This is a genomic window from Rhodopirellula bahusiensis, from assembly GCF_002727185.1.
Lineage (GTDB): Bacteria > Planctomycetota > Planctomycetia > Pirellulales > Pirellulaceae > Rhodopirellula > Rhodopirellula bahusiensis.
Genome location: NZ_NIZW01000006.1, coordinates 111,743 through 127,011 on the forward strand (window position 1 = coordinate 111,743; position 15,269 = coordinate 127,011).

At 55.8% G+C, this 15,269-nt stretch carries 9 protein-coding genes; all 9 read right to left on the bottom strand.

From position 1 onward, the window contains the following. Positions 1-39: 39 nt before the first annotated feature. The gene (locus CEE69_RS08380) at positions 40-1,020 is read right to left on the bottom strand and encodes an RNA polymerase subunit sigma-24 (RefSeq protein ID WP_233215050.1); all 981 of its coding nucleotides are present in this window, start codon (positions 1,018-1,020) and stop codon (positions 40-42) included. Positions 1,021-1,081: 61 nt separating this feature from the next. Next, positions 1,082-4,336, bottom strand: a complete 3,255-nt coding sequence (locus tag CEE69_RS08385; protein WP_099260247.1) for an efflux RND transporter permease subunit — start codon at positions 4,334-4,336, stop codon at positions 1,082-1,084. Next, positions 4,333-6,036 (bottom strand): efflux RND transporter periplasmic adaptor subunit, encoded by a 1,704-nt coding sequence (locus CEE69_RS08390; protein WP_099260456.1) that lies wholly within the window; start codon positions 6,034-6,036, stop codon positions 4,333-4,335. The genes CEE69_RS08385 and CEE69_RS08390 overlap by 4 nt, the downstream gene beginning before the upstream one ends. A 256-nt stretch (positions 6,037-6,292) precedes the next feature. Beyond that, entirely contained in the window at positions 6,293-7,618 is a 1,326-nt protein-coding gene (locus CEE69_RS08395; protein WP_099260248.1) for a glycoside hydrolase family 55 protein, read from the bottom strand. 38 nt (positions 7,619-7,656) lie between these two features. Next, entirely contained in the window at positions 7,657-8,397 is a 741-nt protein-coding gene (locus CEE69_RS08400; RefSeq protein WP_099260249.1) for a YebC/PmpR family DNA-binding transcriptional regulator, read from the bottom strand. An 84-nt stretch (positions 8,398-8,481) separates the two neighbouring features. Further along, positions 8,482-9,777 (bottom strand): hypothetical protein, encoded by a 1,296-nt coding sequence (locus CEE69_RS08405; protein ID WP_099260250.1) that lies wholly within the window; start codon positions 9,775-9,777, stop codon positions 8,482-8,484. Between the two features lie 13 nt (positions 9,778-9,790). Then, positions 9,791-10,204 carry a 30S ribosome-binding factor RbfA gene (gene rbfA, locus CEE69_RS08410; protein WP_099260251.1) on the bottom strand — a complete coding sequence of 138 codons (414 nt, stop codon included), beginning with the start codon at positions 10,202-10,204 and terminating at the stop codon, positions 9,791-9,793. Between the two features lie 152 nt (positions 10,205-10,356). Then, a complete protein-coding gene (infB, locus tag CEE69_RS08415; RefSeq protein ID WP_099260252.1) occupies positions 10,357-13,470 on the bottom strand; it encodes a translation initiation factor IF-2 in 3,114 nt (1,037 codons plus the stop codon). Between the two features lie 260 nt (positions 13,471-13,730). Continuing rightward, positions 13,731-15,221 (bottom strand): transcription termination factor NusA, encoded by a 1,491-nt coding sequence (nusA, locus tag CEE69_RS08420; protein ID WP_099260253.1) that lies wholly within the window; start codon positions 15,219-15,221, stop codon positions 13,731-13,733. Positions 15,222-15,269 lie beyond the last annotated feature (48 nt).

The following is a 15,269-nucleotide window of genomic DNA, read 5'->3' on the forward strand; positions in this document are numbered from 1 at the left end:
CCTGGGAATCATGGCGAACGCCAGTGGTTCACCTTCCAATCAGTACGCCAAATTGCCACCAAACTCAGGAACGCGGTCGGCTTTCACGAGGTCGGCCCATTGATTCAATCTTCCACGAGACATTTCCCAAAACTCTTCGCACAGTTCGAAGTACTCCAGAACCACGTTCTTTTGCCCCACCTCCAGCAATGCTTTCGCCAAAACCATGTTGGGCCCGAACGATTTCAACTGAGGAGAACCTGGCGTTTGGCCGGCCCGAAGCAGATACGATTTCGCTTCTTCCACGTCGCCGTTGAAGAGTGCCACGCGGCCCAGGATCAAATTCCCATGATGGAGATGGTTCCCTCGATTTCGTCCGGACTCAGCGACTTGGAGCATCTCCTTGGCATAGGTTGCTGCCGCGTCGATGTCCCCGGCTTCGAAGGCAACCTTGGCCAAACTTTGCAGTAGAAACTCTTGCTCCATTGGCCCCGAGAGTCGATAAGCGGATTGGTACTCGCCAAACGATTTGATTGCAAGGTCCTTCCGTTCGGGCCCCTCGGAAAGCGAGATCATTCCCAAGGAATACAATTGGCCCACAGCGGAAGACCACTCGGGATCATTTGGAGCCAATCGTTTGCCTCTCTGCAACAACGTTTCTGACAAATCACGATCGTGAAGCAAAAAGTAACGTGCAGCATGGCGAAGAACCGCTGGACTTTCAGGCAAATCATCCGTTGTCTTGATCCAAGCCTTCTTCGCTGTGTCATAAGCATCCGGTTGCAAGATTCGGTCGATTGTGACAAAGGGCGTCCCCATGATCTCGGCCTCCGGTGCATTCTCAATCAACCACAGCACGTGTCGCTGATGCGTTTCCTCTGCACCAGGCTGCTCACGCCGGCAGAGAAAGTAATACCCTAATAGCTTGGTTCGAGAATCAATGTCCGCCGGTTGGTCAGCCACCTTCTTTTCGAGCTCAGCGACCTCTTCCGGTGTCAATCGCCGACCCTGCATTGCCAATTTTTGAACATCCGACGCCATCCCCACCACTCCCATCTCACTCACAAGAAATCTGTTTGCGGCTTACCTGATCTGCTGCATCCTACTGAGGCGGGGAAAGCTTCGCGACAACGAGATACATCACCGGGGCCAGAATCAATACGACGAGGGTGCTGAGTGCAAGCCCGAAGGTGAGGCTGGTTGCCATCGGCGAAACCACTTGGGCTTCCTTGGATCGCTCCAGCAGAATCGGCATCATTCCGGCGCATGTGGTCACCGACGTCAGCAAAACGGCTCGAAAGCGTCGTCGTCCGCCGTCGATGATCGCTTCGTGAAGCGGCAAGCCATCGGCCACACGACGATTGATAAAGTCGACCAGCACAATCGAGTCGTTCACAACCACTCCAGCGAGTGCCACGATTCCAAAGATGCTGAACAACGTCAGATCGATGTTCATCACGATGTGACCGAAGATGGCTCCGATGAAACCAAACGGAATGATCGAAAGGATTAGAATCGCTTGCCAACTCGAATTGAACTGGATTGTCAGCAACAGGAACATCGCTCCCAAAACGAACACAAACCCCACCACCAAACTATTGACCGTCTCATCGGTCTGCTCCTGTTGTCCGCCCCACTGCAACTGAACTCCAGGAAACTCCTTTCGGAATTCCGGAACGAAGTTCGCTTTGAGATCGGAGACGACATTGAACGCATTGCCGCGAGTTTCGTCGACATCGGCCACCACTGAAATGCTACGCATTTGGTTGACCCGACTAATCTCGGAGTACCCCCGTTGCACATCGACTTTGACAATTTCGTTGAGGGGCCTCTCCATACGATCCGTGCCTCGAACGCGAATGTCGTTGAAGCTGACCAATGTGTTGCGATCCTCACGAGGGTAGCGAACTCGCAGGGGCACTTCATGGCGTCCCCGCTGCAATCGCATGACCTCTTCACCGTAGTAAGATGCTCGGACGGTCCCCGCTACATCGGCCAGCGAAACGCCCATCGCTTTCGCATCGTCGCGAACCTTGATGCGGTATTCCCATTTGCCTTGGCGTGTGTCCGTTGCGATGTCAGAGACATAGGGGTACTCACCCAGCTTTGCCTTGCATCGCTCGATCGCGGCGTCCAGCATCGCCAGGTTCTCACCGGTCGCCATCAACCTCAGCTCGATGGGCAGAGATGCAGGTCCACGGGGCGTCGCGCCAAAAGCAACGGCTTCGGCTCCAGGAAATCGCCCTGATTCCTCACGCCACATCCGCACAATGTCATCGCTTGATACCGTTCGTTCACCGATGTCGTTGAGCTGGATGAACAGACCGCCGACGTGACCGGCAACGCTGCTGCCTACCTCATCGCCCGACGAGCCAACGGTTCGTTGAACCGCTTGAACAAACCCACCAGGATCAGCCGTCATCTTTTCGTCGATCGAACGCTGATTGACTTTCCAGATCGCGTCTTCCAAGCGTTTTGTGGCCGCGTTGGTGATTTCCACCGGCGTTCCGTCAGGGTAGGTCACCTGCACGGTGATGAAACCAAAGTCGATCTTGGGCAGCAGCAAGAACGGAACCATGCCCGACCGAACGACTCCCACCGACAAGATCAACAGACCGGCAAGCGTCGACAGTACAACGGCCGGGTTCCTGAGCGACCACCCCAAGATCGGTGTGTAGATCCGATCAATGCATTTGGTCAAAAGCTTCGACATCCCCGAGTTTGCTTTTTGAAGCAACCACGCCAATGGACGCAAAGGCATCAACAAATACGTCACCACATCCAAGAATCGACTGCGTTTGTGCGAGAGGTGCGATGGCAGGATGGTCAAACTTTCGAACATCGAGACGATCAACATTGCACCGACACACATCGGTAAAACGACGGTCAATCGTTTGATTCGGCCTTCCATGTACATGATCGGCGCGAACGCAATCACCGTCGTTAGAATCGCGGTGATCACGGACGGCATCACCTCATACGCCCCGTCGATGGCAGCTTGGTGATAGCTCTTTCCCATTTCGCGATGCGCATAGATGTTCTCGCCAACCACGATCGCGTCATCGACGACAGTCCCCAACGCGATCAAGAACGCGAACATGGAAGTCATGTTGAGTGTATGTCCGCCGAAGTGCATGTAGATGCATGCGCCCAACAACGAAATGGGAATGCCGAGCATCACCCACCACGCCAATCGCATTTCCAGGAACAAAGCCAGGACGATAAAAACGAGAACCAAGCCCATCCAAGCGTTCTTGCTCAGCAGATTGAGGCGATTTTTGACGCTGGTCGAGCGATCGCGCATCGCAATCAATGAGTAGCCGTTTGGCAGTGCATCACTGCCCTCTGCAACGAACTGTCGAACTTCTTCCGCAACCTGAATCAGGTCATCGGCACTGGTCGTTTCAATTGAAACCAAAACAGCGGGATGACCATTGACCTCATTGATGCTTCCTTCGACCGAGAACTCATCACGAACGCGACCGAGATCTCCAACGGTCAACACAGCGCCACCGGGCTGGCTCACCAGCGGAATTTCTTCGATCCCGGACCCAACCGAACTCTTGTCACTCCCGCGAAGCAGCACCTCCTGCGATCGGCCGCGAAGGGTTCCGCCGGGAAGTTCCACGTTGTTTGCACGTACGATCTGGGCAACGCTCTGCAATGACAAGTTGTATTTGCGAAGCGTGTCTTCAGGGATCTCGATGTCGATTTGATAGTCGGGTGTTCCGACCAAATCCGCGACGGACACCGACGGCAACGCAAGAATCTCTTCGCGAATTTGTTCTGCGACGCGGCGAAGAGCGAGTGCCGCTTCCGCTTTGGCTTCCGCATGATCGAACGGAGGGCCGCGGGTCACATCGCTAGAACTCGATTCATCCTCGTCGGCGACATCCGAGAACTCAGGCACCTTTGGCCCCATCACCGCCACTCGAATCGCGGTCACAAAATTTGTGTTCATCCGGATGTCAGGCTTTTCGGCCAGCTCAGGGAAGCTGGGAATTTGTCCGATCAACGTCGTGACTTCCGTGAGCACACGCTGGGCATCGGCTTGATTCGCATCCGGATCCAGTTCCAGGGTGACCGTCCCCATGCCTTCGCGTGCCAACGACGTCATCTCATCAACGCCATCGACCGTGCGAACCGCTTCTTCAATCTTTTCCAGAATGCCTTCTTCGATTTCGTCAGGGCTGGCACCGGGATATTCGACCGATATCGACAGCACATACAGCTCAAAGTCGGGCCAAAAATCTCGACGCAACTGCGACAGGCTGAACGCCCCCAACAACAGCACACCAACCATCACAACGTTCATCGCCTGCCAGTTTTTGACAGACCAAGCAATCAGAGATTTCATCCGTCAGCCCGCAAGCTTGAGTTCGCTTGATTGGGATTCAACGTCGCATCGCCAATCGCCGGCGAAGCAGATTGCCCTGTTTTGTCTGGTCCCGCTTCTGCATTGGATGGCGTTTGCCCGCCCAAAGGCATTCCTTCGATCGGATCGCTGATGGGCGAGACGATGATTCGGGTCGATGCCAAGGTGCACAGATGATCGAGTTCAGGTTGAACTTGAACGACGACGTCATCACCAGTCCGACTGACAATCGTGATGGGAACGATTCGCAGTTTTCCATCAACGTTCAACCAAAGTCGGTTGCCGGGTCGAACGGCCGATTCAGCCACACGAAAGAGTAGTTGATTGGGTTGAGTTTCGATCGAAACGTCAACAAACATCCCACGGGTCAATTGCCGACTCGCACTGCCTTCCAAGGATGACTCTGGGGACTCCACCCGGAAGAGACATGGATAAGTCCGGGTGTTGACATCGATGCCAACCCCATCGAGGCGTTCGAAGACCGCTGACCATTGATGGGATTCCGATCCGAAAACGCTGGAGATCGTCGCCGACACCGCCGAATTGATACGGTCAGCATCAGAAACCGCCTTTTCCGCCTGATCAGGATCACTCGCAGCCAAGGTCGACAAAACGGATCGACTATTCCAAATCCAGAACATCTGATCCGCGGTCAGACTCGCCCGAACCTCGACGGCTGACGTGTCTTCAATCGTGATGAACGGAGTCCCCGTTGGCAGGAACGATTGCTCCTCAACTTCGGATGACACAACGCGCCCGTCGATCGGCGATTGGATCTCGCAGCGAGAAAGATCCAACCGGGCCCGCTCTAATAACACTTCCGTCAGCGATCGTTTCTCCGTTACCAACTGCAACTGAGCAGTCAGTTCACGCCGACGGTTTTCGAGTTCCACCAAGGATGAATCCGCAGCCAACTCAGCACGGCGAGCGGTGTCAACTTCGGAAGCGGATGCGGCCCGCTGGGCAACGAGCGAGTTAATTCGTTCGCGTTCTTGGCGAGCAATCGCCAGTTGCTTCTGGGCCAAAGACTGCAACTCCACAGTGTTCTCAATGCCGACCTGGACGGAGTTTTCTTCAGCGGCTTCTTGTTGAGCCAAAGCTTGCAAACGCTTCACTTCCAACTCGTACTCAGTCGAATCGAGTCGGATCAGCACCTCGCCCGTTTTGACCTTTCGACCGGCACGAACGTTCTCAGACAACTGGACCACGCGGCCGGCAACTTCAGAAGCCAATCGCAGCTCACGCAAAGGAACGACCACTCCATTGACATCGATCACCACGGGTCCGCTATGAAAACGGACGTCGTTGGTGCTGACAATCGTTACGGGTGACTTGGCCGGTTTGGTACGCTGCGGACGCTGACGTTCACCCAGGAATGTGTAGCCGTAGATTGCTGCGGCCAATACGGCTGCCGAGACGACCAGATTGACGACGAAGTGGAGCGGCGACGATGGCTGAGTGTCCCCCAACGCCGGTCCCGCCGACGACTCACTGGATGCCAAGTGCGTCCCAGTCGCCGACTGAGGTATCTCGGAAGTCGCCGCTGAACCGCTACCGTTCGCAGCCGCTGCCTCGCTAGCATCCAACTCAAAGGTTGGAGCAGAACTCGGCTCAAGGTCAGTCGATCGGCGCGATCCAGATGAAGCTGACTGAGGCGATTGAACGTCAGGTACGTGAGTCATGAAATTCGCGGGAAAGACGGGTGAATCATGGTCGCTAATCAGCCGGAAGCCGGATTTCTCGATCGAAAACTGCTTTGGCGCCCAGAGAACCGGAACGCTCATTTCGAAAACTCAACCGCGCAGCAAGAAGCGCAGTCAGGTACGCCCATTAAAACCCACGGTCGAGCGTTATGTTCCGTGAAAAAGTCGGTTCAGGTGAGATTTGTCACTCAAATCCGCCTCGCCCGACCCAACGGACGGGCGGCACGAAGCGATTTCACCGGCCGCCTGATGAGTCCAGAACGCTGCTTTGGCCCGATTCATCCAATTCCAGATGCTCTGCCACTCGCTCTTTGATGGATTTCACCAACGATCGAACTTGATCCTGATCAACATCGCGTCGGTACTCGTTGTCACGCTCGACATTCCCGCCGCCGGACTGAATCGCTTTGAATTCGCGACCATGCTCGCTCGAAACAACGTTTCCGACGACGGTGTTCCCCTCCGTCGAAACCTTCAGCGCGATGAAGCGATCACCACGTTGAGAGCGAGTGTCGTAGACCAGGTTTCGTAAGAGTTGGTTGTGATCCGCGATCGACGGCGTCGGCGAGGAACTTGCGACCGCGTCCACAACATAAATGGACTGCTCTCCCGCATCCACGATCACGTTCGATTCCAATCGATTGTCGGACGATTGGATCAGCACACCCTGCTTGGTCGAACCGAGGACAACGTTCTTCCGGATGACATTGTTTTCCGAGGAAGACAGAACAAAGATCCCGCGACCGTGGTTCTCGATGAAATTGTGCTCCACCAAATTGTTCATCGCATCATTCGGCAAGCGGATCCCCGCGTACCCGGAATCCAGCAAACTCTCCGCAGTGATCTCATTCCAAGCCACATAACAATCGCGATGACGACTGAGATTGATGCTACCGTTTTCGATCGAGTCGAATCGGTTGTGGACGATCCGAATGCGATCGCAGTTGTCGCTGGCATAGCCCGATTTACCGAGATTGTCTCGAAACAAGTTGCCTTCCAACGAGATGTCCGAACAACCTTCGAGCCGGACGATTCCGCCCGCAAACTCAACATGGTGAAAATGCAGGTTGCTGACCTCGTACATCGCCACGGTGCGGTATCGATTGCGTAGCGTCAGTCCTGTGACGAAGGCTTTGCTCCCGTTGATCCGCCGCGCATTCAGCAGATACGAGCGTAGCCTGCGGCTTTCCAAAATGGTTTTGCCGACTCCATCACCGATGAGGTTGACGCCCGAACGCAACTGGATTGGCCGAGAGAACCGGTACGTTCCGGAGGGAATGTAAACCGTGTCGATGCCGGGTGAATTCGCTGCGTGCGAGATCGCCTTCGCCAACGCAACGGACTGGTCTGAATCGGAGCCCGCACTCAAACCGAAATCGGTGGCGTTGATGGACCGAGACTTCTCAAGAACGTGATCGCCGACGATCCACGTGCTGGATGTTCGCTCACTCGGTCCGAGGGTTTCTATTTCCGGAACCGGTGGATCATCCGATCGAGCATCCTCGACCGGAAGCAAACCAAGCGTCAACACCATGCCGAAGAAGAGAATGCGATCTCGCATGGTGGATGCCTACATGATAAGCGATGAACGCCGACGTTCTATTCCGAAACCGACTCGGAAGGAAAGTTTGCGTTCGTGCTGACGGTTTGGATGTCGTCGTGGTCATCCAAAGCTTCTAGCAATGACAGAACCTTGCCTGAAACGCTGTCGTCCAAATCCACGTTGGTGGAGGCGACCTGCGTGACTTCACTGACTTCGGTGTCCATACTCGCTTCGTCGAACGCGACTTCCAGATCGCTAAAAGCCTCGGGAGTGCAAGTCACTTGAATCTTGCCTTCATCGTCGACCTCCACGTCGTCCGCTCCGTTTTCCAAAGCGAGCTCCGTGACTTTCTCTTCGTCCGCACCGTCACCAAAGACGAAGATGCCCTTGCGTTCAAAGAGGTACGACACGCATCCGGTTTTACCGAGCTCGCCGCCGAATTTTCCAAACATCGTCCGAAGCTCAGGAGCGGTCCGGTTGCGGTTGTCAGTCAGTGCCAAGCACATCACGGCGACGCCACCGGGGCCGTAACCTTCGTAGAGCACTTCTTCAACGGCATCGCCATCCAGCTCACCGGTGCCACGCTTGATGGCCCGTTCGATGTTGTCCTTTGGCATCGAGACCGCTTTGGCGTCATCAATCGCTTTCCGCAATCGGATGTTGAGCGCAGGATCGCCACCACCCATCTTTGCCGAAACAATGATCGCCTTGCTGAGCTTGCTCCACATCTTGCCCCGCTGGGCGTCAACTCGCCCTTTGCGGTGCTGGATGTTCGCCCATTTACTGTGACCTGCCATCAGTGTTGTCCTTCCCGTTTGGATCAATCGTTGTTCTATGCAATGCGATCGAGTCCATCGGATTCGGACCGATCCGCATCGAGGTCAGCGGGGTTTCCGCTTCGTCAATTTTCGGTTGGTGGCCTTCTTCCCAGCAGTCGAGCCAGTGGCTTCGGTCGAAGTGGGCTTAGCGGCCGTGGTCGTTTTTTTCTTCGCTGACTTCTTGGGAGCAGAAGCTTTCGTGCTACTCGGTTTGGCGTTGCTGCCGGACTTCTTCGCAGGAGCCTTCTTGGAAGCCGATGTCTTCGTAGACTTCTTGCCGGCCGATTTGGTCGTTTCAGTCGACTTGGACGCAGTCTTCGAAGCCGATGTTTTGCTCGACTTCTTCGCGGTGGACGAAGACGAACCCTTTGCAGAACCAGCGGACTTGTCGGTCGTTGCTTTCTTCTTGGCTGACTTCGATCCGGCGGCCGCTTTTGCTTCGGCCTTCTTCGCTTCAGCAGCCAACCGTGCTTGCGACTCAGCGGCTTGTTCGGCAGCCGATTTCTGCGGAACCGCTGGCTTGGTTGCGCGGCTGCCTTTTTTTGCACTGCGTTTGACCAAGACAGCCGACTTGGCTTCCGCTTCCTCGGCGGCTTCCGCTTCGGCTTCCTGCTTGGCCGCTTCGCGTTCCTCTTTCTTACGAGCCTTCACTCGCTTGATCGCGGCCTCTTTGCTGGTCAACCATTCGTCGAGTTCTTTGGAGCTGCCCTTGGCAACCGACTCGAGGAACGTCCGAGCTTTCTTGTCCTTCGGATCCATCAACAAATCGACGGCGGGTTGATGCATCAGGGCAGCGAACTCGACACCCTTGCTCTTCGGCACGGCTCGCTCGAGACCCGGCACCCGACCATCGGCTGCTTCTGATTGGCTGGCGATCCCGGTGACCAACATCACGACCATGGCGGAGTAATCGATCGGGATCGAATGACCGCCGAGGCCATGTTGAATGATGTAGCTGAGCACGAACGGAGTCATCGATGACATCCCTTCGAACTTTGCAACGGCTTTGCCCAGATTCTCTTTCTTCAGGTGGTCCAGATCGAAGCTGTAAAACTCTTCGAAGATTCCTTGCAGGATCGACTTCAGGCGCTGAGCAGCTTTGTTCGCATCCGGCAGACTCGACAGAACGGTCGCCAACTCGGTCACCGTGGTGACTCGGACTTCATTCCAATCGAAGTAGTCCTGCTCCAACTTCGCGAGGCCTTCGTCGGCCAAATCAGCGGGGCAATCTTCCAGCAAGCAGGCATACAGCGCGTGCTCGAGGAGCGGACGCGACGGAGTGGCCGGGGCCACGTCATAGTGTTTCTTCAAAGCCGTTTGCAGCTTTGTAATCAGTTTCGCGCGGTTAGTGGCTGACATCTAAATGCGGTAATCAATCGTTTGAGTGGGGAGTGGCGTCATCGCCAGAATCATTTTGGTCACGATCGTCGGTCGCGCCATCTTTTTCTTGCCGAATCCGGGCAAGAATCTCGCCGACCGTCATCGCGTTCTCTTGGCCTCGATCGACCTCGAACCGCAACTTTGGCGTGTAGCGGGTGTCCATTCGGTTGGCAATTTTGCTTTGCAGGAAGCCAGCCGAATTTTGCAAACCACGCAATGACAAATTCTTTTGCGTCTCGTCGCCCATCACGCTGACTTTGACTTTGGCCTCACGCATGTCGGGTGAAACCTCCACGCCGATGACAGTGACATCACGGACGCGCGGATCGCGAACTTCGGTCACGATCGCATTCGCGACCACTTCGCGGATCGCTTCGGCGGCTTTGAGCAAACGTCGACTGGACAAAAGACAAACTTCAACAGAGAGGAGCGTGCAATCGCATCAGAAAAAACAACGAGCGGGCGATGGAGCCCGCTTCGATTGCAGGACTGAATTCATTCCGTGATGGTCACTGACGACACATCGATGCCATATGCCGTCAGTTTCCGACTCGAAAATCAATCTAGTTTTCGAGCGACTTCTTCAATCTTGTAAGCTTCCAACACATCGTCTTGTTTGATGTCGTTGAAGCCTTGCAGACGGATACCGCATTCCATGCCGCGTGGCACTTCCTTGACGTCTTCCTTGATCCGGCGAAGGGTGTCGAGCTGATAATCGCCAATCGTTCGTCCGTCTCGGTTGACTCGAATCCGGCAATTCCGCTGGATCGAACCTTGAGCGACGTAACAACCTGCGATCGTGCCGACTCGGCTGATCGAGAAGACCTGCTTGACCAACGCACGGCCGAGTTCGACCACACGTTCTTCCGGTTTCAAGCGTCCTTCGATCAACGCACGGATGTCATCGGTCAATTTGTAGATGACGTCGTAGCGACGAATTTCAACACCACGTTCTTCAGCCAACGATCGAGCTTTGTCATCGGGGATGACATTGAAGCCCAGGATGACCGCATCGGAAGCACTTGCGAGCGTTGCATCTGCCAATGAGATACCACCGACACTGCGTTGCAGAACTCGAATTTCCACTTCAGGATGATCGAATTTGCTCAGCTCTTTGTCGATCGCTTCGAGCGAACCACGGGCGTCGGCACGGATGATCAAGTTCAACTTCACGTTGTCAGCGGAAGCACCAAGCTTGCCGTCTTCCAACATCTCTTGGAAAGAGTCAAAGCTGACCTTGGTCGTGATCCCTGACAGGCTCTGACGGCTTGATTCACCCTCACGAGCATTCGCAATTTCGCGTGCTTGCGAGATGTCTTTCAGGACGTGGAAACGATCGCCGGCACCGGGAGGCGTATCCAAGCCCATCAGGCTGACTGGCGTGCTAGGACCAGCTTCCGTGATCGACTTGCCCGTCAGTGTGTCTTGCATCGCACGCACTCGGCCGTGGGCCGGACCGCACACCAAGATATCACCAACACGAAGCGTACCGTTTTGAACGATCAGTTTGGCGACCACACCGCGATCACCTTGCTGTTCCGATTCCAAGCACACGCCCAACGCCGATCGATTCGGGTTCGCGGAGTACTCGTTCAGTTCAGCAATCGTCAGCAACGTGTCCAGCAACTCATCCATCCCGGTGCCTTGTGTGGCACTGGTTCGAACGATTTCGACATCGCCACCCCATTCACTAGGAGTGAGCTGATGCTCGGTCAGTTGAGTCATAACGCGGTTTGGATCCACGCCTTCCAAGTCGATCTTGTTCATCGCGACAACGATCGGCACTTCGGCCGCTTTCGCGTGGCTGATGGCTTCTTCGGTTTGCGGCATGATGCCGTCATCGGCAGCCACAACCAAAACCGCGATGTCGGTCACGTTGGCACCACGGGCACGCATTTCGGTAAATGCTTCATGACCAGGAGTGTCGACGAAGGTGACCGAGCGGCCGTCTTTATCAATTTTGTAAGCACGGATGTGCTGGGTGATCCCGCCGGCTTCGCCCTTGACGACATTGATGCCAACCAAGTGATCCAGCAAGCTGGTTTTACCGTGGTCAACGTGACCGAGGAAAGTCACCACAGGCGGTCGAGCGACCAAGGTATCTGGAGCGTCGGCCGTTTCTTCGATTTCGGTGATCAGCTCTTGTTCGAGCGATTCAGCAGCCTTCAACTCGATGTCGAGATCGTGCTCGGTCGCGAGAAGTTCGGCGGTTTCGAAATCGATGTCGGCATTGATGTTCACCATCATGCCCATGCCCATCAGGGTTCGCATCACGTCAGCGACGGTCAACCCGGATGCTTCGCAGAAGTTGCGAACGGTACACGGCAATTCGATCTGAACCTTGTCTTTCCGAGGTGCCGCGGTGTTGACGCCCTTCCGACGGATCCGAGGACGCGAACGTCGGTAGTGATGACGATCGCCGCCATCGGAACCGATGATCCGACGACCACCGCCACCGCGTTGACGTTCGGCCCGAGCACTGGCCATGCCGGCCAAGCCCTTCTTCTTTGGCTTTTCGTCTTCGTCGATGATGCGTTTGCGTCCCGCAAGTCCAACGGTGCCTTCCGCTGTCTTCTTGCCACGCTGCTTCTTGTCCGCTTCGTCTTGTTCCAGACGAGCAAGCGGAGCCTTCATGCCCTGCTTGTGTCCTTCGATGACATCACGAGTCAGCTTGATATCTGGCTTTTGCGCCGCCGGGCCGGAACTGCCGGTCGGAGCAGCTGGCTTGGCAGGTGCGTTTGGCAATTGAGCCAAATTCACTTTGATCCGTGGTTCACGTTTCTTCGACTTGCCAGCTTCGCCGGGCTTGCCACCCTCTTCAGGGCGATTTCGCGAACGGTCCAGCGACCGCATCTTTCCACCTGCCGAAGCGGAGTCGCGACGAACGGCTGACAATGGCGTTCCGGGTGTATTGGGAACGACACGGCCGGAGGAGTTGTTCCCCATTCGGCCCGCGATTCGGCTTGCCAATCCACCGCCCTTGTTGGACGAACCATCGTCGTCCGACGAAGCGACTGGTGCCGATTCACGCTTGGGGGACTCAGGAGCCTTGCGTCCACCGGAATCCGATTTTGGACCAGGGACACTGGGCGCGGATGCGGCCGAGTCCGGTTTGGTCGAAGAACCATCCGTTTTCGCACCCATGCCAATCCCACGTCCACTTGGAGACGCCATGCCCGTTCCAACACCGCCAGTTTTTGGCAGCCGAACTTCGGGTTTGGGCGAACTGTCAGCTGGTGCGGGCTCCGGAGCTTTTGCTTCGGGTGCGGGCGCCAACTTGGGCGTGCGGACGATCGGTGCGGGTTTGCCGACCGGGCGGCCTCCGTCGCGAACGGGCTCCACCGGTGCGGCGGGGCTTTCGGCAGCCTCAGCGGGCTTGGCAGAGCGTCCCACATTGATCGCAGATGGCTTTCGACCGGTCGCTCCGCTCAAGTCTCGAACGGGTGCGACGGGAGCCGTGGGCGTATCCTTCGTCGGAGGTGCAGCTTTGGGTTTTGGTTCAGACTTCGCAGCGGAACCGGCGAGATGACCTCGCACTTGCTGGGCCTCATCATCTGAGAGACTGGCCAGCGCGGAACCTTTGCCCGTGATGCCGGCTTTTTTCACCACATCAACGAGTTCTTTGCTGTCGAGATTCAGTTCTTTGGCGAGCGCGTAAATGCGTACTGGCACTGGGTCGAGATCCTGTCAAATTCGATAGGTGAAGTCCGCTCGCAATTCCTTGCGGGTGCGGCTTCGTGGTTTCGTTCGTCAAAATCGCATAAAAAGACCTCCATCGTTGCTACCGCCAGTCGGTGAAAAAGCACCAAACTCGCTGAAAACAACGGGGAATTTCATAGCGTTCAAATTGTCCCAAGGACGATTGCAAAGACCAACTTTGCTTCTGTCCCACGTTAGGATAGCGTACGAGGACCGTTTTTGAAAACGGCTCATCAGCCTTCCTGCTTGTTACCTTCGGCCTCGGACGATTCCATCGCCTCGGCAACTGGCTCCGATTCAACGGATTCAGCCTCGCCCTCTTCCGCCACTGGCTCGCTGGCTTCATCAGCGGGTTCGACGGGGGCCTCTTCGGTGGAGGTAGCCTCCTGTGTTTCGGTCGCAACTTCCGCAGCAGGCTGGTCGCCTTCGGCTGCGTCGGTGCTCTCAGCTTCCACTGTTTCAGCAGTTGCTTCTTCCGCAGCGGCCTCGGGAGCCGGAGCTTTCGTCTTGGCGGGAGCACTCTGGTCGGTTCGCTCTTGATCTCTTCGAACGCGGCGTTCTTCCGCGGCAGCCTGTTCGGCCTCTTCCGCGTTGGATTCCGCCGTTTCGACGATCCGATCGACTTCCGCTTCGCTCAATCCGCTCATTTCCATGAACAGATCGGGTTCGATGACAGACAAATCGTCGTAGGACAAGTAGCCCTGCTCGACCAATGCCTGAGCAATTTCTTCTGTGATGCCTGGGATCTGGCTGAATCCACCCACGGCTCGTTCGATTTGTTCTTCGAGCTCAGAGTTGGTCATGATTTCGATGTCCCAACCGCAAAGCTTGCTGGCCAGACGCACGTTTTGTCCACGACGACCAATCGCGAGCGAAAGCTGGTCTTCTTGAACCAAGACGATCGCGCGACCAATCATGTCACACAACAAAACTTGGTCGACTTCAGCGGGCTGCAATGCGTTGGGGATCAAGATCTCGGGATCGCTGTCATAGCGAACCACGTCGATGTGCTCACCGGCCAATTCTTCGCGAACGGCTTTGATGCGACTGCCGCGATAACCGACGCAGACGCTGATGGGATCGATCTGCTGATCTTCGCTGCTGACGGCAACCTTGCTGCGATAACCCGGTTCGCGGGAAATCGACTTGATCGCGATCACGCCATCATTCAGCTCTGGAATTTCTTGTTCAAACAATCGCTGGACGAACTGTGGCCGGGTGCGAGACAACACAACGCGAACGCGGTTGCCACCGGATGGACGGACTTCAAATACGATTGCACGGACGCGTTCGTTCGCATGCAGGCTCTCGCCAGGAATCTGTTCACTACGCGGCAGGATGGCTTCGACGTTGCCCAAGTTAACGGTTGCGACGCCGCCGTCGGCGCGCCCGATCATTCCGCTGACGATCTCACCGATCTGGTCGCGGTATTCCAACATCAACGCGTCGCGTTCTGCTTCGCGGACCTTTTGGATGATGACTTGCTTTGCCGTCTGAGCTCCGATTCGACCGATTTGATCATCGCCGAGAGGTTCGCCAGCCAAGGTTGCAGCGATCGCTCCGTTGTCGCGACTGATCGACACGATTACGTCTGACTCTTCGCCGTACTGCTTCTTCGCGGCACTCTGCAGGGCCGACTCAATCGCCTGAAACAGAAGTTCGGGGTCGATGTTTTTATCGCGATGCAGCGAATCGACGTATCGCAAAATGTCTTGCGGATTCATGGCGATGAGAAGTCTTGAGACGAAAAGATAAAAAAACAGCCCGGACCG

Excerpts from the sequence above, each read along its gene's own strand:
- CEE69_RS08395 (WP_099260248.1), bottom strand. The coding sequence starts at position 7,618 with ATGCGAGATCGCATTCTCTTCTTCGGCATGGTGTTGACGCTTGGTTTG.
- CEE69_RS08390 (WP_099260456.1), bottom strand. The coding sequence starts at position 6,036 with ATGACTCACGTACCTGACGTTCAATCGCCTCAGTCAGCTTCATCTGGA.
- CEE69_RS08385 (WP_099260247.1), bottom strand. The coding sequence starts at position 4,336 with ATGAAATCTCTGATTGCTTGGTCTGTCAAAAACTGGCAGGCGATGAAC.
- CEE69_RS08405 (WP_099260250.1), bottom strand. The coding sequence starts at position 9,777 with ATGTCAGCCACTAACCGCGCGAAACTGATTACAAAGCTGCAAACGGCT.
- CEE69_RS08400 (WP_099260249.1), bottom strand. The coding sequence starts at position 8,397 with ATGGCAGGTCACAGTAAATGGGCGAACATCCAGCACCGCAAAGGGCGA.
- CEE69_RS08380 (WP_233215050.1), bottom strand. The coding sequence starts at position 1,020 with ATGGCGTCGGATGTTCAAAAATTGGCAATGCAGGGTCGGCGATTGACA.
- nusA (WP_099260253.1), bottom strand. The coding sequence starts at position 15,221 with ATGAATCCGCAAGACATTTTGCGATACGTCGATTCGCTGCATCGCGAT.